Below are 22,134 nucleotides of genomic sequence, written 5' to 3' on the forward strand. Positions count from 1 at the left end.
CAATTTTCAATTATTTTTTATCTATTTCGAAGCATTTTTCATAATTTTATCAAAAATTCTTGCAGGAAGAACAGTATGTAAAAATACTAATGGTTTTGCCATAAATCCTATTAAATATCTCGCTTTTGGACGACGACTATTCACTGCTTTTGAAATTGCTTTTGTGATAACAATCGGGTTAGAACCCATATTTCCTGAATATTGCTTTTTCATTCCTTCTGATGTTCTCAAGGCTTCTTTTTCATAGGCCCCGTCTTTTGACGAATCTACCAATTTATTCGCAGCGATGATTCCCCAGTCAGTTTTTATCAAACCTGGCTCAATAAGTGAAACATCTATTCCAAAATCAGCCACTTCCATACGTAACGCATCACTAAATGCTTCAAGTGCATATTTAGTCGCATGGTACCAGCCACCAAAATAGCTTGTCATTCTTCCTCCCATTGATGAAACATTTATAATTCTACCTGATTTTTGTTTTCTCATATGCGGAAGCACTAATTGAACCAATCTCGCCAATCCAAATAAATTCACTTCAAACTGCATTTTTGCTTCACTTATTTCAACATCTTCTATCGCACCATAAGAACCGTACCCCGCATTATTTATCAGAACATCTATACGCCCTTCATTTCCAATTATTGTATCAATTGCACTTTTTATACTTTCCTCATCAGTTACATCCAAATACATAGGTTTAACTCCAAACTGTTTTAAAGTCTCCATTTTTTCAGTTCTTCTAGCTGCACCATAAACCACATGCCCTTCTTTTGCCAAACTTTCTGCTGTCTGATATCCAATTCCACTACTTGCTCCTGTCAATAAAATTACTTTTTTCATATCTTTAATTTCCTCTCTTCTTATTATTAATTTTCATACAATTATTCTATCAAAGATATATTTTAAATTCAATAACAAAAGGCGACATTTAACTGACAAATAACGACAATTTTTATTTATTTTTTCTAATTTTTGGCATTGGAATATACCATATTGACAATGAAATAAATCCTATTATTAGCATAAACATTGGATTAAATAGACCTATTATCAAAGAAGAACTTTGCAAAATCGTTGCTATCTTATGTCTTCTAAGAGTTGTTATTGTGTTCTTTAATTTTATATTTTTAGAATCTGCTTTCATAAGTTCATCGCAAAGCCATGAATAAACAATATTTGCCCCTAACAAAAAAAATGTATACACGCATTCTACCAGATAACTGTGAGGATTTTCAGAAACCCATGATGTTATATACGGAAATAATGTATTCAAAAACAGTAAAAATATCTGTATTCTAGCTATTTTAGGAGTTACTTTCTCAACCTTATCAAATATTGTATGATGAGTGTCCCAAAATACTGCAAATAGTGTAAATGTAGTTATATATGCAAAATAATGCACTCTATTTTCCCAAATAGCTGACAATGTTGTTCCATGAATTTTAGGAAGTTCTAACACTAAAACTGTCATTACAATTGCTATAATTGCATCAAAAAATGCTACTAATCTTTCTTTTTTCATTTTATTTCTTCTCCTTTTGTTTCAATCCATAATAGTAATTATACTAAAAAGGTTCAATAAAATCCAGCACATCTTTTATTTTTTGATATTTTATTTTCAATATCAATTGATACAAATTTTATCAACTGGAAAATGAAAAAAATTTTAAATATCTTCTTCAATTTTTTTATATATTTCACCCAAAACTTCCCCAATATCCCCATCTAAACAAATACTTCTATCTTCAAGTTTAATCGGACAAAATGCTTCCCTGTAATTTATACAAGCATAAACAGCTTTTTTGTTTTCCATCGTCATATACCAAAATGAATATTTCACGATTACAGGTGTATTTCTGCCAACTCCTAATTCTAGAAATAAAATGTGCATATTTTTATGATTTTCAAGGTAATTTGAATATTCTTAAGACGCTTTATGCCATCCTTCATCTTCCACGAACGAACTGTCAGCCCGAAGATTAGTTGTCATATCTGAGCCGTCATCAGGACATTTAGGAATTAATTCTGCCGGTATTCTCATAAGAATTTCTCCATTCATAGGAATACTGAATACTTCATTTTCATCTTTTACAAATCCTTGTGCTTCCATCGCTTTCATTACCCATTCTTCATTATCATAGGTTTTTTGTATCTGCGGATTCACACTTTGGAATAAACCATAATCTCCTTGCGTATAGAAAAGTCTCTTTTTATCAAATCCTGCCTTTTGAAATTGATGATCCACATTTGTTGTAATAACAAAATAATCTTTATCTTTTAAAAGTGAAAATAATTCATTATAGACAGGTTTTGGAGCTTTCACATAACGATTAAAATATATGTGTCTTGCCCACCAGGCCCAACGAATTTCATCATTTGGAAATGGATAAAATCCACCTGAATACATATCTGCAATGCCATATTCCTTTATAAAGTCAAAAAAGTATTTTTCAAATCTTTCACCGCTATATGTAAAACCTGCCGAAGTTGATAATCCTGAACCAGCACCTACTACAATAGCATCCGCATTTTGAATTTCATTTTTCAAAAGTTCTATTCGTTCTTCTCTCGAACCTTTTCCTAATGAAAACTTATTTTCAAAAGTCCCCAATACCACCAATCCTTTTTGAATCGTTTCTAAATATCCATTTCTTCTACTGTAAGATTTCTTCATAATATTTTTTATCTTCCTCTTTAAAAACATTAAAAATCACCCTTTCCATAGCATTTGGATTTTCCACTAACCATTTTTGTACTGTATCCACAGCAATTTCTGCCGCCCTTTTATTTGGAAAACAGAATACTCCAGTTGAAATACAGCAAAATGCCACACTTTTCAAATTATTTTCCAGACACATATTTAAAACATTTGTATAGCAATCTGCCAATTCCTGTTCTAATTCTGCTGTAAGTCTATTTCTTACTATCGGACCAACTATGTGAATTACATTTTTTGCAGGAAGATTATAAGCATTCGTAATCATAGGAATCGCTGTCGGTTGCTCATAATAGCTTCCATATTTTTTTCTCAATTCCTTCATTTTATGACTGCATTCTTCCCTAAGTTGTACTCCTGCATAAGTATGAATCTGATTATCAATGCACATGTGCATCGGTATAAAACATCCTAACATTTGAGAATTTGCCGCATTTACTATGGCATCCACTTCAAGCCTTGTAATATCTCCCTGCCAGATAGAAATATTCCCTTTAGTTACAGGAATATCTGAAAGCTGGACAATACCTTTTTCCTCAGCACAGACAGATAAATATTCATCCTGTACCTTCAATACTGAATCTGACATTTTCTTAGGCATACGTACATTCATTAAAGACCTTAAAATACAACGTTTTCCATTTATATCTTCTGGAATTTCTATATCTTTATATTCAACTGAATCAGCTTTAAACTCTTCTAAAAGATAATCAAGCCTTTTTTCCTGCTCTTTATTCTTTTCCATAACTCTACCTTCCTTCCATTATTCATTCAAATAATTTTTATAATTTCACAAATATTTTCCTTAATTCTGTTATTTCTAAATTTAATCTTCTTTCCCTAAAATTTCCTGTATTTCATTTTTAAGGCTTTCCAGTGTATATTTTTTCATTTCATCTTCCATAGCCTTCTGTATTGTTTCCATCTTTCTGTCAAGCAATTTATGAATATTTTTCCCCACAGGACATTCTGGATTCGGATTTTTATGAAAATTAAACAATTCATTATTTTCCAATGGTTCTATTGCCACATATACATCATAAAATGTTATCTCCTTTAGAGGTTTTGTCACTTCAATTCCTCCTATTCCTCTTGCAACTGTTATCAATCCTGCATTCTTCAATTGTGTTAAAATTTTTCTTATAATAACAGGATTTGTATTTATACTTCCAGCAAGAAAATCACTTGTAATCTTGTACTCATCTTTAAATACCTCTACACATGCAAAAATATGTAGTGCTATCGTAAATCTACTTGATATCTGCATAATCTCATTCTCCTTTTTTCTATATTTTTATTTTTTTTTAATGGCTTTTTTTATTTTCAAAACTTCAAAATTGACTCTGATATTCTATAAAACTTCTAATCTCCCTTTAGATGTAATAGTGATAGTTACATCTTATAAAATCATGATACAATATTTTTGATGTAATGTCAATAGTTACAACAAAAAAATTATAAATAAAAAACTTCTTTAATTAAGATTTTTTCTTAAATTTAAAGAAGTTTATTATATTCACTTTAAATTACTTTGTAACTTTAGGTAACTTTTATTATTTTACTCTTACCTTCAAACTTATAATTTATTTCCTAAAAAACTTGGTTTATATAATCTAATCTCTTTGTCTGCTTCTCTCATTTGTAAATCATTTTCATGAATATTTCATTTTTCATCAATATATCTTACAATTTCTCCATTAGAATCAAAATAGTATCTCTTTTCAGAAATTCCAAGAACTTTAGGATTTTCTTTCCATACAGACTCTCCTGTAGGCATTACTTTTATGATATGTTCTGTATGTGTCATTTTTTCATATATAAAGTAAACTTTATCATTTTTTATATAATATTCTCTATATTCATTTCCTGTTTCAAAATAAAAATAGCTTACTATTTTTTCAGTACATTTCCTTTATAGTAATAGCTAACTTCTCCTATAGCTCCATCATCTACCTCTTCTTTTCATACTGTCAATCTCTCTTTATCTGTTCCATCCTTTTCATTTCTTATTTCCTGTATTACAGGATTTACCTTAGCTACAGCATACACAGCAGTATTGAATGAAAAAAAATAACATAAACAATACAAAATTCGTTATTTTTCTCATAACAAAATATCTCCTTTTCTATTCTTCTTTAGGATGGGTCATTCCTCATTCTTTACGTAATTTTGTCATAATATCTATTCCAGCTTCATTTTGTTAATTTCTACTCAATAAAATATATCCTTGTTTCAAAGTGAAGTCAAGAAAAAGATAGAGTAAAAAAATAACAGTTTCATAATCATCGGTTTCCTTGTCATAAGACTTTTTTAATTATTTCTTACATTCGAATAATTTGTAGCTATCATTTAAATCCACCTCTTTATTATTGTACAAAAATCAATACAATTTGCTATTTTTACAACGAAAAGCTTTTCGTTTCATTTTTTATTTGTCATAATATCTTATACAATCTGTGATTCAATTAAAAATATAGAGATATTTTTAAAATTTATTCAATCATTTTCTTTATATTTCCACAATTTATACCAAAAGGTAACTATATAACAAAAAAGTGCATTCTTGCCATTTGTTTCATTATGTTATAAAATAAACATACAAAAGAAAAAGGAGGAATCATATATGAAAAATTATTCAATAGGAATTGCAGATGGAGCAAGAACAGAGTTTCATCAAACATTAGGATTAACAGGAGCGGAAGTAAGTTTTAACAGTTTACCTGCAGGTGTAAGCGTACCATTTGTTCATTCGCATAAAGAAAATGAGGAAATATACATAATTACAGAGGGTAAAGGTACTCTGACAATAGATGGTGAAGTTGTTAAAATAAAAAAAGGAAATGTAATTAAAATATCCCCTAATGGTAAAAGACAATTTGCAGCCGCAGATGATGAAGGTATCAGCTATGTATGTGTTCAAGTAAAAGAAAATTCATTAACTTCATATACTGAAAATGATGCCATTATATATTAATATTATATATTAATAGGGTTTGTCTCAAAAAAAAATTTAAAAAATAATGTGGAAACTGTATTTTTGAATTATTTAAAATTTTACTATTTTGAGACAGCTCTTTTTTTTGTACTTACTTAAAGTATCATATGATGGTATAATGAATGCAAGAGGTGATTTTATGAGAAAAATATATACAGAATGTCCAGTTGAATATACTGCTTCAATGATAGCTAATAAATGGAAAATACTAATATTGAGGGATTTATTAACTGGTACAAAAAGATATAATGAATTAACAAAATCTATAGTCGGAATCAGTGCAAAAGTTTTAACTGAAAATTTAAGACAACTTGAAAGTGATGGAATAGTTGTAAGAAAAGTATATCCAGTTGTTCCACCAAAAGTAGAATATTCTCTTACAAAGAAAGGTAGTGAACTAAAACCTATTTTTGATTTAATGAACGAATATGGAAATAAATATAAGAAAAAATAAGTATACTGCACCCAAAATTTTGGACACTCTCTAAATATAATATTATGAAAACTATATTTTGAATTAAAAGCTGTCTCATGAGGATTATTTTATGAAACAGCTTTTTCATTTTTTAATCATTTTTTACTAAAATATAAACTTTACATAAAAATTAAAGACCTGCTGGATCATAAAATATAATTCTCTTATCATAATCTATTGCTATATTGATCCCTTCGTTCATAGATAAAGTCGAATTTTTATAATATCCAAGTATTGTTACTCCTATATTTCTATATCTTAATCCATTAATTCTACATAATTTGAAATTCATAACAGTTCTCGTACCTCCTCCTCCGTGTACCTCTTCTCCCATCGTATACCTTCTTATAACCTTTCCTCCTTCACAATATCCCTTTTCAACTGTAATCTGAGGATAACCAAGTCCAAATGAAAAGCTCAAACTTCCTAAAACTAATGATAAAAGAATTACAATTCTTTTCATAAAAATCAGCACCTTTCTTAATATATTTTTCAATTTTATATTATTTTACATCACTATCCTTTCTTTTTTTTTGATTAGAATATAATTTGAATAATAAAAATTTCTAATTTAAAATACGACAAAAATATTTACATCGGTTTTTTGTGGTTTTTTAGTTTTTATAATACTTAGTTCCTCTTCCATTTCCAATAGTTACAATATATTTTTTCTCAACCAAAGATTTCAATAATTTCAAATTTTTGTCCTTTTTAAACCCTGTTATTTCTGATATTTCTTTATTCGATAAAATATTTCCATCTTTTAATATTTCAAATACAATTTTTTCATCTTTAGACAAAAATATTTTATTAAAAATTGTAAAAAGTGTGATTTTTATTGAGTTTTCATTGATTTCATAAATAGGTTTTGTGCTATAATTTCTGTAAATTTCATTTATTCTTCTTATTCCTGTTCCAAACATTTCAATATACTTCAATCTAAAAAAAACATTTCCCAAAATAGGATTTCTAAGTTGTGAAATTTGTCCGTTTAAATATTCTTTTTCAGTTATTCCCGAAGGCAATCCTCCTGGAGAAACAACTTCAATTCTATTCTCAAACATTGATATTCTTATATTTGAGTTTATATCCCAAGTTCTATGAATTATCGCATTTGCAATCACTTCTCTAAAAGCTTTTTCTGGTATTAATTCTTTTTCAATTCTTTCAAAACCCTGAATTTCCTCATATTTATAGTATCTTTCAAATACTTCTATAGTTTTATGAAATTGAGAAAAAATAGACATATTGACAAATGTATTTCGATCAAGAATCTCATTTATATCCTTACCAAATCTCGCAATATCTATTCCTGAAAATGAATTTTTATCTGCTACAAGTGCCGCAGCATTGTTATAACCTTCTTTATCATCATATAAATTCAATGTTTTAAGTAAATCAATAGAAAAATTTTCAATTGCAAGTTTTTCCTTTAATTCTTTTTTCAATACTTCAAATTTTAACTCTTGATCATTTGATCGTAATTCTTCAAAATATCTGTTCATTCCTTCCAAAGTAAGTCTATTCAATTCTAATCTGTCAACTTCAACAGTTGATGTATCATTTCTTTTATAGGCTTTTCCTTTGTATAAATACGGTTTATCAAGTCCCTCTTTAACTACAAGTGTTATAGTTTTATCCCTATTATTTTTTATAAAACTAAAATTAGGTTTTGGTACAATATTATCATTTATTTTATTTTCAAGACTTAAGCATGTCTCATCCAAATCATCTATCCCTACAATTTTTCCATTATCATCAATTCCAAAAATTATTCTACCTGAACCATAATTAGCAAAAGCACTCACTGTTTTTAAAAAAGTATTTGTTATCGTTAATTTTAATTCTAATTCTCTATTTTCTTTCATACCTTTAAATCCTCCTGAAAAAATTATACCATAATTCCGTCAAAAATACGACAAAAAAAATACGTCGGTTTTCTGACGCATTTTAATATCTATTACTTCTCTTTTTGATACTGCGAAACTGTTTTCCCTGTCCAATTTTTGAATGCTCGATAGAAGGACGAAATCTCTGTGTATCCAACCAGATAGGCTATTTCATCAATTGAAAGTTCCTCTGCTTCCAAATAGTTGAAAGTCATTATTTTCTGAATATCTTTCACCAGCTGATTAAAACTGGTATTTTCTGCCGACAGATTTCTTTGAAGAGTCCTTCCACTTATCCCAAACTCTTCTGCTACATTTTCTAAGCCAAACTGTCCACTAGGAATAAGCTGAAAAAATTTCATATTTCTATTTTTCCCTTCTCCTTTTTGCCGCCTTATATTGTGCGGGAAGTACAATTCCAAGTAAAGTAATATAAACACTTGTCATCATTGCAGGCGGATAAAAGGTGCACGATATTATTAACCCTATAATTTTTATAATTGTATCAATACTTAACCATCTCATCCTTATTTTTAATGATTCCTGTAGTTTCTCATCGTTTCTATTTGCTTTTCCTATCAAATGCCCAGAAATTATATTACAAAATGTAACAGCCAGAACTATTATCCCATAAAATCCTTGTGCTACACTACTGTTGTAATATGAAGTGACAAAAGAAGTCACATAAGGAAAAAACGAAGAAAAAAACAGTAAAACTACGTTTGCCCAGACAACTGCCGGTGTAATGTATTTTATTTTATGCCATTCATTATGCATATTTATCCACATTGTTCCAAGCCAGAAAAATGAAATCGTATATGCAAAAAAATTTACTCTTAAATTCCAAAGGGCTTTTAAAGTTGCTGTTTCAGGCTTTTTTAGCTCTAATATGAGAATTGTCATAATAATTGCAAGTACGGCATCCATAAAAGCTGCAAGTCTTTCCTTATTCATAATCAAACTCCATTCCATGATTTTATAATAATAGTACAATTGTATCATAAATCAGTAGAAAATTCAATTTTCAGTTTTTCATCTTCTTCATCTGAAACTTCTTCAAACCACTCTGCATCTCCAGCTGTAATGGCAATATGTGAAAACCAGCTGTCTTTCGTTGCTCCATGCCAATGCTTTACATTTTCATGATCAGTATTAGATTTACTACTCCTATTAATCCCTTCTTCTTTTTATTGCCTTATACTGTTCCGGAAATGCAATTCCAAATAAAGTAATATAAACACTTATCATCATTGCTGGCGGATAAAATATACACGATATTATTAACCCAATTATTTTTATACTTATATCAACTTTTATCCATCTTATCATTATTTTTAATGATTCCTGCAATTCTTTATCATGTTTATTCACCTTTTCTATCAGATACAACGAAATTATATTGCAGAATGTAACAGCTAGAACTATTATCCCATAAAATCCTTGTGCTACACTACTGTTATAATATGAAGTGACAAAAGAAGTTACATATGGAAAAAATGAAGAAAAGAAAAGTATTACTACATTTACCCAGACAATTGACGGTGTAATATATTTTATTTTATGCCATTCATTATGCAGATTTACCCACATTGTTCCAAGCCAGAAAAATGAAAGCGTATATGCAAAAAAATCTACTCTCAGATTCCAAAGGGCTTTTAAAGTTGCTGTTTCAGGCTTTTTTAGCTCTAATATGAGAATTGTCATAATAATTGCAAGTACGGCATCCATAAAAGCTGCAAGTCTTTCCTTATTCATAATCAAACTCCATTCCATGATTTTATAATAATAGTACAATTGTATCATAAATCAGTAGAAAATTCAATTTTCAGTTTTTCATCTTCTTCATCTGAAACTTCTTCAAACCACTCTGCATCTCCAGTTTCTATTCAGTATTTTAAGCTTTTCACCCAATCTACAACCTCAGATTCATTATAACTGCTGGAAAATCTTTGTCCATCAACCCAGTTTCCTGTTTTTGTCAATTTTTTCAATCTGTTTCCGCTAGTCCCATCTCCTGTTGACATTGATGTACCAAACGGAATTACAGTTTTTCCAGTAAAATCATTTTTCTTAACAAAATCATCCAGAACCCAGGAAGCCTCTCTCCACCAAATCGGATACCCGATAAATACGGTATCATATGAAGAAAAATCAGGAATAACCGCATTTTTCAATTCTACATTTCTACTATTTGGGTTATCATGTTCTCTGTTAACTCTACTATTTTTATCAGTCCAATTCAAATCATCACTTGTATACTCGTTTTTTACTTCCAATTTAACCAAATCTGCATTCGTTTCTCTCGCAATAATTTTAGCAACTCCTTCAGTTGTTCCAGTTTGCGAGTAATATACAACTAAGACTTTTCCGTTCCCTTTTTTTGCATTTCCGTTTTTTCTTGAATTTTGGTTATTTACTGCTGAAGAATTATTTCCACATGCAACAAATCCAAATAATACCGCCATATTTAAAATTACTTTACAAAATCTATTTACAAAATTTTTCATTTTTTTGTCTCCTGTTTTATTTTTAAATATACTCTATATTCTTTGTTTTATAAATTTTTATTATAAAACTGTGTCAATTTTCCACTAATTTCTTTCACAAACTCAGGCTTCCAGTAAGTTTGAATATGAGTTGCACCTTTTACTAAAAATAATTCTTTATTATTTGTTCCAGTTGCATTTTTAAAAACTTCTTCTGTCATATACAAACTATCAGCCTTATCTCCAGCTATCATTAATAATGGTTGATTTATCAAATCTACATTAGTGTTAACATCAAAAGACATTAAATCTAATAAGCTACTAACTGTATTATTAGTTTGAGAATTTGGGTGTTTATGAGTTACTCCATAATATTCATAACCATCTCTATACAATTCAAAAGGTAATGCTGCTATTTCTTCTTTTGTCATTCCATCTGCAAAAGCTGGTGTGTATCTAACTTCTCCACCTGCTGCTTCTTGTGCTCTTGCATCTGAAGCATCTTTTAAACGAGTTTGTATAGTATCCATTTGTGTACGATTATATCCATTACGTCTAACATCACCTGTATTAAACATACTTACAGTCGCTACAGTTTTAAATCTTTTATCTGTTTGTGCTACTTTTATTGAGTAGCCACCTCCACCACAAATTCCTAATAAACCTAATCTATTTTTATCTACACCAGGATATTGAGTTATGAAATCAGCTGCAGCTCTTATATCTTCCATACGATTTGCAGGTTTATCTACATAACGAGGTTTTCCTCCACTTGCTCCTTGATAAGCAGCATCAAAAGCTATTGTAACATATCCTTGTTCTGCTAATTTTTGTGCATATAACCCTGCAACTTGTTCTTTAACTCCACCATTTGGGTGTGCCACTACTATTGCTGGAAATTTACCATTTGGAGTATAATTTGCAGGTTTGTATACATTAGCTGCAATATCAATTCCATTAATTTTATAACTTACTTTTTCTACATTTACCTTTCCTTTTTCATTTTTTGTAATCGCTCCATCATATACAAATGTAAAAGGATTATTTCTATAATTTGCCATTGCTATACCTCCTATTAAAAATGTCATAATTGATAATAATTTTAGAAATTATAGCCAGGTGCTAATAATCTCATTAACTCTTCATCATGTTTATGTCTTATTTCTGACTTATCGTTAAAAATCATAACTGTCCCATTTTTACGATTATATGGTTCCCATTTTGGTAAACCTTCTGCATTAGGATTCCCTGTTCTTGCAAAATTTATCCAAACTTGACTAATTTTTCCTGCTAATTTATAAGCTTCTTTTTCTCTAACTTTTATAAGTCCTTCAATCTTATCTATATCATTAAATACAAATGGAATTTCTGCTGTGTGGAAAGACATTGCCATACCCTCAACCATAAGTTAGTCACTTTTCATATTTTACACTTTGCTTTTCCCAAAATTTTATAGCACTATCTATCCAATTTTCTGCTGAAGTTCCAATGCCTAATCCAAAGCCATGCTCTACATTTTTATATTTATGAAATTCTACTTTTAAGCCTGCTTTTTTCATTTCATTAAATCTATTTTCAACAACTCTTGGATTAGCAATTCCATCTCTGTCACCAACTGCCATAAATGTAGGAGGATCATTTAGTGTAAAACTAGCTAATCCTGTGTAAAGCATAACTATTGTATTGGGTTTAGTATAATTTTTTTCTCCAAAAGAAACTAAACCTCTTGAGCCAATTGCTGCAACCATCCTAGCTCCTGCTGAACTTCCCCATAAAGAGTAATTATTTATATCAACTTCAAATAAATCTTTATTTTCAATTATATATGATATTGCTCTTGCTAGGTCCTGAGTTGCCCTATAACCATCTTCAACTCTATATTGTAAAACAAAAGCATTATAACCTCTTTTATTTAATTCTATTGCATAAGGAAAACCCTCATGTATAGAACCAACATAGGAAAAGCCTCCACCCGCATTGATTATAGCAAAAGGTGCATTTTTATTTCCTTTAAAGAAAAATATTCCTGTATTTGCTTTGCTCTTATCTTCTTTTATTTCTTTATCGGTATAAATTTTATAGAATATCTCTTCACCCTTTTCACTTCTATCAATTATATAATTAATACTCTTTAAAGTTGTATCAGTATTTATATTATTATGATATGGTAATAAATAAGCTATATCTTTTAATTTTGAGTTTGGATTGTAACCATGTTCAAGAGGTAAAATAAATTTTGAAAACTCTTTTATACTTGGATAAGTTAAAAGTTCTTTTATTGTACTATCTTTATTTAAGTATTCTTTTTTTAACATTTTTTCTCCTCCAACACTTGCTTCTATACTTTTTATATAGAAAAAGTTAATAATAATTAAAATTAATATATTCAGTCTTCTCATAATATTTTAGAAATTATAGTCAGGTGCTAATAATTTCATTAACTCCTCATCATGTTTATATTTAACTTCTGACTTATCATCAAAAATCATAACTGCTCCATTTTTAGTATTATATGGTAACCATTTTGGTAAACCTTTCACATTAGGATTTCCTGTTCTTGCAAAATTTATCCAAGCTTGACTAATTTTTCCTGCTAATTTATAGGCATCCTTTCCTCTACCTTTTAAAGTTCCTTCAACTTTATCTATATTATTAAATACAAATGGAATTTCTGCTGTATGAAAAGACATTGCCATACCATCAATCATAGGATTATCCCAAGCAAAAATATAACTATATACTGGTGCTCCATTTTGATCTGCTTTTAATCTTGTTGTTTTCAATGTTTGTTTTCTTAATAAAGCATCAACATAAAGTGCATCTACTGCTTTTCTTTCTGGATAAGCCTTTTTAAATTCTTTCGCTATTGCTTCTGCTCTATCACCATATTTTTCTTGCATTTTCTTTTTTATTTCTGCATTAGTAAAAGTATTTTTATTTTCAACTTTATTATTTGATAATACAAATGGCATTGTTTCCCATTCTGTTAAGTTAGTACCTATTAATAAAGGAATCTCTCTTGATTGTTCTGAATATTTTTCTCCTACAGGTTCTACTGGAATATAGCTATCTAATTTAGGTGCCCAATCAAGTCCTGGTTGTCCAGTTAAAACATTTTTATAACCTTGTTCCTCAGCTGTTTTTGCTAAGGCTTTTTCTGTTGCTTCCATAACTTTTTCATAAGGTATTTTTTGAATTTCATCTACATTTTTTGCATTTAATCCTAAATTTTCAAGAGTTAATTCTGCAACTCTTCTAGTAGCTTTTTCTGGTAAAAGTGTCATTCCCATTTTTTCTACTGCTCCACTTTCAGATATAGCTTTGTGGAATAAACCTTTTGCAGCTGGTGTAGCCATAAGAGTTAAAACTTTTGCTCCTCCTCCTGACTCTCCAAATATAGTTACATTATTAGGATCTCCTCCAAATTCTTCTATGTTATCTCTTATCCATTCAAGAGAAGCAACTAAATCCATAATTCCAGCATTGGCAGAATTTTTATATTTTTCTCCATAAGCTGATAAATCTAAGAAACCTAGTGAATTTAATCTATGATTTACAGAAACTACTACTACATCTCCTTTTTTACTTAAATTTTTTCCATCAAAAATATAATTTTCAGCAGATGAACCGCTTCTAAAACCTCCACCATGTAACCATACCATTACTGGTCTTTTCTTTCCATCTTTTATACCAGGAGTCCATATATTTAAGTTATGAGAATTTTCACTCATCTCTAATTTAGGTCCTGCAAACCAACCTCCACTTGAAACCATACTCTCACCTTGTGAAAAATATGTTCCAAAAGTTACAGTTTGTTTAATACCATTCCATTTTTCTACTTTTTTAGGTGCCATAAATCTTTCGGCTCTTGCATAAGGTACACCTAAGTAAGTATATATTTCATCTTGAATAAATCCTTGTATTTTTCCACTTTCTGTTGTAGCTATTGTATTAGTATTTTGATTTACAGTATTTTCAATTTTTTTAACTACATTTTTATTTTCATTTGTTTCAGAAAATAATAAATTTCCAGTTCCAATTTGTAATAAAAATAAAGCTACTAATAGCATTTTTTTCATTTTTCAACAACTCCTTTTAATCTATTAGATGAATCACTATCAACTTCTTTATTTAAAATATTTACAACTTTTTCTAAATCACTTTTTTTAATTCCTAAATTAGTTATTAAATTAACATGTGAAGCTAATTGTGCCTCTCCACCTGATATTGTGGAAATGGTTGAAACTGTTGTTAATTCTCTATTTACATAGTTTAAATTATCTCTACTAAATAAATAACCAAATAAATGTGCCTTTAAAGCATAGTCAACTCCATCAAAATTTTGTAATAATCCACTGCTATCTCTTTGAGATAAAATACTTAAAGTTTCTGTTCCATATTCATAGTAATTTATATCCCCCTTATTTGTAGGAACTTTCCCTTCAATATCTTTTTTACCATTAACTTTTCTTTCTTCTAACACTTTATTTAAAGTAAGCATTCCATTTAGTGCTCTTGGAAAACCTATATAAGCATATTGATGATTTAAAATTTCTCTTATTTCATTAATAGTTAAACCTTTATCTAATCCCTTATTCAAAGCTACTTTTAATTTATTTAAATCTCCTTTTGCCGTATTAGCTGCTATTGAAACAATAGCTAGTTGTTTTTCTGTCAAAGAAGTATTTTGTTTATGTTTCTCAATAGAAATTTTCAATCTTTCTTCTGTTGGTTTTTCATTTAATTCAACTTTTTCAAACCAAGTAGTTGTATTATTTTCAGTATCAGGTGTTATTACTAAGTGGGACATTGAAGTTGTTTCCCCAGCTCCATGCCAATGTTTTACATCTGCTGGTATCCATACAACATCACCTTTCTTTACATATTGAATTTCCTTACCCCATTCTTGAACTCTACCTTCTCCCTCAGTTATATATAAATATTGCCCTTTTGAATGTGAATGCCAATTGTTAACTACTCCAACTTCAAAATCTACTATTGCAACACTATCCTTAGATATATCAATTTGTGGTAAGATTGCAAACTCTGCTTCTCCTGAAAAATATTTTGGATCTGCTTTGATATATTTTAAATTTTCTTTTTTAGTAATACTTAGATTATTTACTGAATTTGCCATAATTAAATTTCCTCCCAGTAAAAAAATTATAAAAGTTAATATATATTTTTTTATTTTTTTCATTCTTTTCTTTCCAAATTTTATTTTAAGAGTCAAAATTATTTATTTTAGCATTTTTTTATTCCACATGAACTTTATCAAGATTTTCATGTGCTTTTATTACTCTGCTATTTTTATTTTGCTAATCCTTTTTCTTTCATCCATTTTTCCATGGCATTTGCTACTTCTCTATTATTTAAATCTGCCATCATAAAGTGTGTACTTCCTTTTATTCCTATATCAGGTAGCATTACAACTTTTACATCTCCACCTGCTTCATTCATCATTTTTTCCCATTTTTTAGCTAAATTTACTCTTATTCTCCAATTATCTAAACCCCAGTTATCAGTTAATTCAGTTGGAATATTATCACCAAAATATACAACTATTGGAATTTTAGTTAATTTTTTAAATTCAGCATCAGACACTTCATAGCCACTAGCTGGAAATGGACTTGTTGTTTTTTCAACTTCTGGTAATTTTCCTTTTGGAAATGGGAAAGTTCCAGGTTCTAATGCAATTACTCCTTTTACTTTGTCAGAAGCTATGGCAGTGTCCCAACCAGGTCCTCCACCAGCAGAATGAGTTACTAAAACTCCATTTCCTGATTTTTCAAAAACTTTTACCATCGCATCACTTATAACTTTTTGGTCAAAATCTCCAGTATCAGGAGTCATTTGTCTAAAAAATTGCTCACGAGATTCATTATCTCTTGGTACAGAAACATTATCATATATTCCTGGCCATTGCCCTATACGAAAATTGTTATACCAAAGTTGGTCATCAGGTCTTGCTGTTAAATTTCTTGGAACTGTTGACTGCCCAGCTCTACCACGTCTAGGCTGGTCAACAATATATGTACTGTATCCTTTTTCCAAAAATATATTTTGAAATCCATCTCTTCCATCTGGTGTACTTTCCCAACTTTTTCCTGACTGTCCATACCCATGTAAAAATACAATACTATTCTTTTTTGCTTTTACTGGCTTTTGATAAAATACATAGGCATGATCTCCATGTAATGTTTCCCCATCAAAATTCATAGGCTCGGAATCTTTATATTCTCCTGGTGATGTTACAACTGTTCCTCCTGCCATAAAACTTCCCTGTTCTTTAATTGTTACAGGCTTCTGAAATCCAAAACTTGCAGTTGCTGATAATATCCCTATTGCCATTAATAATATTAAATTTTTTTTCATATATAATCTCCTTCATTTTCTTATTTTTATTTCCTTATCTTCATGTAGTTATAATACTAAAATTTAAGATAAAAGTACAATACCGTTTATAAAATGTGCTATAATTAAAATGCATACTAGAAATAAAAATTATATGAGGTGATTTATATGATAGAATTGGAACAACTTAAACAGCTTATTGCGTTTGCAACATATGGAACATTATCAAAAGCTGCTGAAGAGTTGTATATTTCACAGCCTGCCCTTTCCCGTTCGATACAAAAGCTGGAAAAAACTTTAGGGGTTGAACTTTTTGACAGGAAAAAAAATAAGATGGAATTAAATGGAAATGGAAAAACTGTTATCCAGTACGCAGAAAAAATATTGAATCTTGTAGATGAAATGGAAGAAAAAGTTAATAAAAATAATCAGGTTCAAAATAATTTTTCAATTGGTTCATGTGCTCCTGCTCCATTGTGGGATATGATTTCATTATTTGCAAAATTTTATCCTGAAAAATACATTCTTCATAAAATAGAAAATAATCTTCAGTTATTTGAAAAACTTAAAAATGACATTTATCAGATGATTATACTTTCTGAGCCTATTGATAATTCTGAATTTTTCTGCATAAAATATAAAACTGAACAATTATTTTTATCAGTTCCTCTAAGTCATCCACTGGCTAAAAAAAAGGAAATACATTTTTCAGATATTACAGATGACAGAATGCTCTTATTCAATCCGATCGGAATATGGAAGGATGTAGTTTTAGAAAAAATGCCTAATATGAACTTCCTTATTCAAAGTGACAGGATTATTTATCAGGAATTAGCTGAAATGCAAAATTTACTGCATTTCCGTTCAAATTTCACACTTGAACGTGAAGACAATTTCAAAAATAATATTTCAATTCCAATTGCTGACAAGGAAGCAAAAATGACTTTCTACTGTGTCTGTAAGAAAAATATAAAAAATGAAATTGAGAAACTTTTTGATAGTTTTAGTAAAAATTTTTAAAAAATAAGAGGGAAGAAATCTCCCTCGTATTTTTATTATTTCCTTCCATTAAGCCATTTTACTATTTCTACATCATCATGGTTTAAAAATAAACTTTCCTTTTTATCAAGTTCAGATATTTTTCCCATATCCTCACTGTTCAATTCAAAGTCAAATACATTGAAATTTTCTTCAATTCTGTCTTTTCTTGTTGATTTAGGTATTGCAATTATATTTCTCTGAATTAACCATCTTAAAACTACCTGAGCCACAGATTTATTGTATTTTTTACCAATTTTAGATAAAATTTCATTTGTAAATATTCCATTTTTCCCTTCTGCAAAAGGTCCCCATGATTCTATTTGAACTCCATATTCCTTCATTATTTCATTTGCTTTAACCTGCTGATTAAAAGGATGTGTTTCCACCTGATTTACAGCAGGAACTATTTCATTATTCAAAATAAAATCAACAAGTCTGTCAGGATAGAAATTACTTACACCAATTGCCTTTATTTTCCCTTCCTTGTATAATTCCGTCATTGCTCTCCAAGCTCCATAAACATCATTAAATGGCTGATGTATCAGATATAAATCAATATATTCCAAATCCAATTTTTTTAAAGATGTCTCAAATGCTGATTTTGCCTTTTCATAATTTACATCACTTACCCATAATTTTGTTGTAACAAAAATTTCTTCTCTCGGTATACCACTTTTTTTTATAGCTCTTCCCACTGCCTCTTCATTTCCGTATGCTGAAGCCGTATCAATTAATCTATATCCTGCCTTTAACGCATTGTAAACTGCTTCCTCACATTCTTTCATATCATCAATTTGAAATACTCCAAATCCTAATATTGGCATTTTTACTCCATTGTTTAAAGTTACATATTTCATAATATTTCCTCCTAATTTTTTAATTAACATAACTGTTAATCATCATTTTATTTAATTACTATTTTTTTATTTTTATCCACATATTTTTTAAATAATATACACCAAAAATAATTGCCTTTACAACCCAGTCAAAAAACATCGCAACCCAAGTTCCAATCATTCCCATGCCAAATCCAAATGCAAATACATACGCTAAAACAATTCTACACAAAATCATTGATGTCATACTTACAATCATTGGAAATTTAGCATTTCCAACTCCCCTAAAAATTACAGGCAATGAATATGCTGCAGGCCAGATTAAAATCATTAACACACCATGTGAAACAACTATAAACCATGCCATTTCTGTAGCTTCAGGAGACAAATTATAGACTTTCATTATTAATGGCATAAGTCCTAACACAATTAAAGTACTTACGATAAATGTGCCATGAATTATTCTTATAATTTTCCTGTTATAATATTTTAACTGTTCATAATCTCCCATTCCATAAACTCTTGAAACAATTACTGATAATCCAAGATTAATAGCCATTCCAGGTAAAACTTCAAACATTACTATCGTTCCACCCACTGAATTTGCTGCAATGGAAGCAGTCCCAAATGATGCAACAACACTTAAGACAACAAGTCTTCCAAGATAAAACATTCCATTTTCAAATCCAAATGGCATTCCAATATTTAAAATCTGTTTTATAATTTTTTTATCAAACTTCGTTTTCATCCATCCTTTTATACTTAATTTCATTTCTTTTTTATTGGCAAGATAAAGGATGATAATTGCAGCCCCAATTCTCGAAACTAGTGTAGGTATTGCAACGCCAGCCACTCCCATATGGAAAATTATTACTAGAATACCATTTCCAATTACGTTTAAAATATTCATTGATAACATTATCTGCATCGGCAGTTTTGAGTTTCCAGTTGTTCTAAAAATTGCAGCTCCACTATTATATAGAGCCAAAAATGGAACAGATGGAAGGACTATCAAAAAATATATATTTGCAGCTTTCTGAACTTCAGTAGAAATTCCTCCAAACATATACTTAAATATCAATGGTTTTACCATATAAACAGTAATCATAATAAAAACTGAAAACCATACAGAAATTTTCAGAAGCTGTCTTCCTGTTTCCTTAGCTTTTGAAATATCCTTCTTTCCAAAATACTGACCTGCTATAACTGCTCCACCTGTTGCCAAAGCCGCAAAAATACTAATCAGCAATGCCATAATAAAATCCACTAGTGAAACTCCTGAAACAGCTGCTTCCCCAACTTGTGCAACCATTATGGAATCTGCCATACCTACAATATATTCCAGCCCCTGTTCAATTACAAGTGGCAGGAACAATTTAAATAAATCTTTATTTAAAAATATTCTATTTTTATTTTCAATTACTTCTCCCGTCATTTCTTTCTCCTTTAAAATAAGATGCTTTTCATAAAATTAATTTTTGATTTCAGAAACTTTTAAAATTATAATCGACATCCTTTATCATCTTGAGTATATTTTACAAAAAGTTTTTTCTAAAGTACAATATCAAATAGGAAAAGCACTATAACTAAAACGCATACTTTCTTTACCTAATCCAGTTTCTTTTCTTTCAAAAATTGTGATAACTGATTTGCAATCTGCACATTATTTAAATCTGCAAAAGGAAAATGAGTATTTCCTTTTATTCCTATTTCTGGAAGATGTACAAGTTTTGCATCTCCTCCATGTCTGTTTATTGCATCGACAAACTGTTTTCCCCTCTCAAGAGAGAGTCTCCAAAACTCTATTCCAAAAATTGGTGATTCATATATATTATCTCCATATACTATAAGAATTGGCATTTTTGTCAATTTTTCAAATTCTTCTTTTGGAATCATATTAGGTTCTGAAAACTTACTGGCTAATTCATTTTTTGAAGAAATATCTGCAGGTCTTTCTCCTTCAGGAAATACATATGTTCCTGGTTCATAAGCAACTACTGCTTTAACACTATTTGGATTTTTCATTGCTGTTTTCCATCCAAGTATTCCACTTGCAGAGTGTGATACAGCTGGACCTGATTTTTTGAATAATTCACTTACAGAATTAACCATATCGTCACTATTATCTACAAATTCTGAAACTTCTTCACCATTATCACTAACTTGCCATCTCATAAATTGATCTACAGATTTTTCATCTTTTGGAAATTTAGTATTTTTAAAAAATGTTCTTCCTTTTTCTGGTGTCCATTCTCCCAGTCTGAAAGCATTCCATGTCCCCATTTCTCCAGCTGTTGTAGGTATCATATCAGGTGCCATAAATTTAAGTTTTGATCTTCCTGCCCGTCCTCTTCCTGGCTGATCAATAATATATACAGACCAGTTACGTCTTGTAAATATCTGCATATAACCATCCCTTCCATCAGGAGTAGTTTCCCAGGTTTTTCCTGTCTGTCCGATTCCATGCCACATTACTAAGGGATACTTTCTCGCATGAACTGGAATAAAATACTGAACATATGCATGATCTCCATGAAATGTACTTCCATTTTTTTCCTGATAAACTTTTCCACCTACGGTAAAACTCCCCATATCTTTTAAATTAATATTCTTTTCTGCCGAAAATCCTGTTGCTGAAATTAAGGCAAGAATAACTGTAAATATACTTTTTAATATCTTTTTCTTTAAATTATTTTTCATATTTTTTATTTCTCTCCTTTTTTATTATTATGATAAATCAATTATTTCATTTCTTCAGAAGTTCTCCAGTCGAAATTTGAAGTTCTTTTGGAAATAAGCCATTTTCCGTTTTCATACACATATTCATCATTATATCTGACTCCCATTGTATTTTTTATTAACTGACCTTTGTCATTTTTACCAATAAGCACTGTCATACAATACACAGTTCCTGTTGCTTTATTCCCTTGAATGTCAAATACCTTCTGACCATTAAAATGGTAAACAGTATCATAACTAGTTAAAGTTTTGTTAAAAGTATCTCCTATTTCTTTTCTTCCAGTAAGTTTTAAACTAACTTTCCCATCTCTGACTATTTCAACAGTGGCATTTTCAGTAAAAAGAAATGTCTGACTATGAGCATCCTTCTTATCTGCCAGAACTGAAAAATCATCAACAAGTCTTCCCAATTCTCTCTCATTTTCTAATAACGATTTCCCATTATTCTGATTTTTACCAGCCGAATAAGATACATTTGATGTTGATAAAGCTCCTAATAATAATATTGAAACTCCCAAAATTAATTTTTTTAGCATAATTATCATCTCCTAATTTATTTTTTTTATCCTTAATAGACTTTTTCAAATCTGTTATTGAATTATT

Annotated in this window: 27 protein-coding genes; 3 read left to right on the plus strand and 24 right to left on the minus strand. The window is 29.5% G+C overall.

Annotated features, from left to right (window positions below; genetic code table 11):
* Positions 1 to 21: 21 nt before the first annotated feature.
* From FVE73_RS06790 to FVE73_RS11060, 8 genes are all read right to left on the minus strand, one after another.
* A complete protein-coding gene (locus FVE73_RS06790) occupies positions 22 to 840 on the minus strand; it encodes an oxidoreductase (RefSeq protein ID WP_018497719.1) in 819 nt (272 codons plus the stop codon).
* 112 nt (positions 841 to 952) lie between these two features.
* Positions 953 to 1,522: a TMEM175 family protein gene (locus FVE73_RS06795; RefSeq protein ID WP_018497718.1), complete on the minus strand. Its 570-nt coding sequence runs from the start codon at positions 1,520 to 1,522 to the stop codon at positions 953 to 955.
* A gap of 144 nt (positions 1,523 to 1,666) precedes the next feature.
* On the minus strand, positions 1,667 to 1,891 hold the full coding sequence (locus tag FVE73_RS10935) for an SIR2 family NAD-dependent protein deacylase (protein ID WP_018497716.1): 225 nt from the start codon (positions 1,889 to 1,891) through the stop codon (positions 1,667 to 1,669).
* 33 nt (positions 1,892 to 1,924) lie between these two features.
* The gene (locus FVE73_RS10940; RefSeq protein ID WP_232058498.1) at positions 1,925 to 2,674 is read right to left on the minus strand and encodes an SIR2 family NAD-dependent protein deacylase; all 750 of its coding nucleotides are present in this window, start codon (positions 2,672 to 2,674) and stop codon (positions 1,925 to 1,927) included.
* Positions 2,655 to 3,461: a protein-ADP-ribose hydrolase gene (locus FVE73_RS06805; RefSeq protein ID WP_018497714.1), complete on the minus strand. Its 807-nt coding sequence runs from the start codon at positions 3,459 to 3,461 to the stop codon at positions 2,655 to 2,657. The genes FVE73_RS10940 and FVE73_RS06805 overlap by 20 nt, the downstream gene beginning before the upstream one ends.
* An 81-nt stretch (positions 3,462 to 3,542) precedes the next feature.
* Positions 3,543 to 3,983: an Rrf2 family transcriptional regulator gene (locus FVE73_RS06810; protein WP_018497713.1), complete on the minus strand. Its 441-nt coding sequence runs from the start codon at positions 3,981 to 3,983 to the stop codon at positions 3,543 to 3,545.
* 396 nt (positions 3,984 to 4,379) lie between these two features.
* The gene (locus FVE73_RS06815; RefSeq protein ID WP_018497712.1) at positions 4,380 to 4,523 is read right to left on the minus strand and encodes a hypothetical protein; all 144 of its coding nucleotides are present in this window, start codon (positions 4,521 to 4,523) and stop codon (positions 4,380 to 4,382) included.
* Positions 4,524 to 4,678: 155 nt separating this feature from the next.
* Positions 4,679 to 4,804, minus strand: coding sequence for a hypothetical protein (locus FVE73_RS11060; protein ID WP_018497711.1), 126 nt, complete (start codon positions 4,802 to 4,804; stop codon positions 4,679 to 4,681).
* Between the two features lie 535 nt (positions 4,805 to 5,339).
* Between FVE73_RS11060 and FVE73_RS06820 the strand changes: the two genes are divergently transcribed.
* Entirely contained in the window at positions 5,340 to 5,690 is a 351-nt protein-coding gene (locus FVE73_RS06820; RefSeq protein ID WP_018449901.1) for a cupin domain-containing protein, read from the plus strand.
* A gap of 139 nt (positions 5,691 to 5,829) precedes the next feature.
* On the plus strand, positions 5,830 to 6,165 hold the full coding sequence (locus tag FVE73_RS06825) for a winged helix-turn-helix transcriptional regulator (protein WP_269473107.1): 336 nt from the start codon (positions 5,830 to 5,832) through the stop codon (positions 6,163 to 6,165).
* Positions 6,166 to 6,316: 151 nt separating this feature from the next.
* Here the strand turns inward: FVE73_RS06825 and FVE73_RS06830 are convergent, their stop codons facing one another.
* The 12 genes from FVE73_RS06830 to FVE73_RS06885 all read right to left on the minus strand — a co-directional run bounded on the left by FVE73_RS06830 (position 6,317) and on the right by FVE73_RS06885 (position 16,936).
* Positions 6,317 to 6,649: a hypothetical protein gene (locus FVE73_RS06830; RefSeq protein WP_018497709.1), complete on the minus strand. Its 333-nt coding sequence runs from the start codon at positions 6,647 to 6,649 to the stop codon at positions 6,317 to 6,319.
* Positions 6,650 to 6,800: 151 nt separating this feature from the next.
* The gene (locus tag FVE73_RS06835) at positions 6,801 to 8,054 is read right to left on the minus strand and encodes an RNA-binding domain-containing protein (RefSeq protein WP_018497708.1); all 1,254 of its coding nucleotides are present in this window, start codon (positions 8,052 to 8,054) and stop codon (positions 6,801 to 6,803) included.
* Between the two features lie 92 nt (positions 8,055 to 8,146).
* Positions 8,147 to 8,437, minus strand: a complete 291-nt coding sequence (locus FVE73_RS06840) for a helix-turn-helix domain-containing protein (protein WP_018497707.1) — start codon at positions 8,435 to 8,437, stop codon at positions 8,147 to 8,149.
* 4 nt (positions 8,438 to 8,441) lie between these two features.
* Complete coding sequence (locus FVE73_RS06845; protein ID WP_018497706.1) at positions 8,442 to 9,029, minus strand: TMEM175 family protein; 588 nt, start codon at positions 9,027 to 9,029, stop codon at positions 8,442 to 8,444.
* A 216-nt stretch (positions 9,030 to 9,245) separates the two neighbouring features.
* Positions 9,246 to 9,830 (minus strand): TMEM175 family protein, encoded by a 585-nt coding sequence (locus FVE73_RS06850; RefSeq protein WP_015769649.1) that lies wholly within the window; start codon positions 9,828 to 9,830, stop codon positions 9,246 to 9,248.
* Between the two features lie 131 nt (positions 9,831 to 9,961).
* Positions 9,962 to 10,582, minus strand: a complete 621-nt coding sequence (locus FVE73_RS06855; RefSeq protein WP_018499010.1) for a flavodoxin — start codon at positions 10,580 to 10,582, stop codon at positions 9,962 to 9,964.
* Positions 10,583 to 10,629: 47 nt separating this feature from the next.
* Positions 10,630 to 11,622: an alpha/beta hydrolase gene (locus FVE73_RS06860; RefSeq protein WP_018499009.1), complete on the minus strand. Its 993-nt coding sequence runs from the start codon at positions 11,620 to 11,622 to the stop codon at positions 10,630 to 10,632.
* A gap of 41 nt (positions 11,623 to 11,663) precedes the next feature.
* The gene (locus FVE73_RS06865; protein WP_018499008.1) at positions 11,664 to 11,966 is read right to left on the minus strand and encodes a carboxylesterase family protein; all 303 of its coding nucleotides are present in this window, start codon (positions 11,964 to 11,966) and stop codon (positions 11,664 to 11,666) included.
* 7 nt (positions 11,967 to 11,973) lie between these two features.
* On the minus strand, positions 11,974 to 12,876 hold the full coding sequence (locus tag FVE73_RS06870) for an alpha/beta hydrolase (protein WP_018499007.1): 903 nt from the start codon (positions 12,874 to 12,876) through the stop codon (positions 11,974 to 11,976).
* 90 nt (positions 12,877 to 12,966) lie between these two features.
* Positions 12,967 to 14,640 (minus strand): carboxylesterase/lipase family protein, encoded by a 1,674-nt coding sequence (locus FVE73_RS06875; RefSeq protein ID WP_018499006.1) that lies wholly within the window; start codon positions 14,638 to 14,640, stop codon positions 12,967 to 12,969.
* Positions 14,637 to 15,698 carry a cupin domain-containing carboxymuconolactone decarboxylase family protein gene (locus FVE73_RS06880; protein WP_169458051.1) on the minus strand — a complete coding sequence of 354 codons (1,062 nt, stop codon included), beginning with the start codon at positions 15,696 to 15,698 and terminating at the stop codon, positions 14,637 to 14,639. The genes FVE73_RS06875 and FVE73_RS06880 overlap by 4 nt, the downstream gene beginning before the upstream one ends.
* Before the next feature lie 173 nt (positions 15,699 to 15,871).
* A complete protein-coding gene (locus tag FVE73_RS06885) occupies positions 15,872 to 16,936 on the minus strand; it encodes an alpha/beta hydrolase (RefSeq protein ID WP_018499004.1) in 1,065 nt (354 codons plus the stop codon).
* A 147-nt stretch (positions 16,937 to 17,083) separates the two neighbouring features.
* Here FVE73_RS06885 and FVE73_RS06890 point away from each other — a divergent pair, with 147 nt between their 5' ends.
* A complete protein-coding gene (locus tag FVE73_RS06890; protein ID WP_018499003.1) occupies positions 17,084 to 17,935 on the plus strand; it encodes a LysR family transcriptional regulator in 852 nt (283 codons plus the stop codon).
* A 35-nt stretch (positions 17,936 to 17,970) separates the two neighbouring features.
* On the opposite strand, the gene FVE73_RS06895 is transcribed toward FVE73_RS06890, so the two are convergent.
* From FVE73_RS06895 to FVE73_RS06910, 4 genes are all read right to left on the minus strand, one after another.
* The gene (locus FVE73_RS06895) at positions 17,971 to 18,813 is read right to left on the minus strand and encodes an aldo/keto reductase (RefSeq protein WP_018499002.1); all 843 of its coding nucleotides are present in this window, start codon (positions 18,811 to 18,813) and stop codon (positions 17,971 to 17,973) included.
* Positions 18,814 to 18,871: 58 nt separating this feature from the next.
* A complete protein-coding gene (locus tag FVE73_RS06900) occupies positions 18,872 to 20,227 on the minus strand; it encodes an MATE family efflux transporter (protein WP_018499001.1) in 1,356 nt (451 codons plus the stop codon).
* 173 nt (positions 20,228 to 20,400) lie between these two features.
* Complete coding sequence (locus FVE73_RS10945) at positions 20,401 to 21,492, minus strand: alpha/beta hydrolase (protein ID WP_018499000.1); 1,092 nt, start codon at positions 21,490 to 21,492, stop codon at positions 20,401 to 20,403.
* A gap of 41 nt (positions 21,493 to 21,533) precedes the next feature.
* The gene (locus FVE73_RS06910; protein WP_018498999.1) at positions 21,534 to 22,067 is read right to left on the minus strand and encodes a nuclear transport factor 2 family protein; all 534 of its coding nucleotides are present in this window, start codon (positions 22,065 to 22,067) and stop codon (positions 21,534 to 21,536) included.
* Positions 22,068 to 22,134 lie beyond the last annotated feature (67 nt).

Source organism: Leptotrichia wadei (assembly GCF_007990545.2).
Classification (GTDB): domain Bacteria; phylum Fusobacteriota; class Fusobacteriia; order Fusobacteriales; family Leptotrichiaceae; genus Leptotrichia; species Leptotrichia wadei.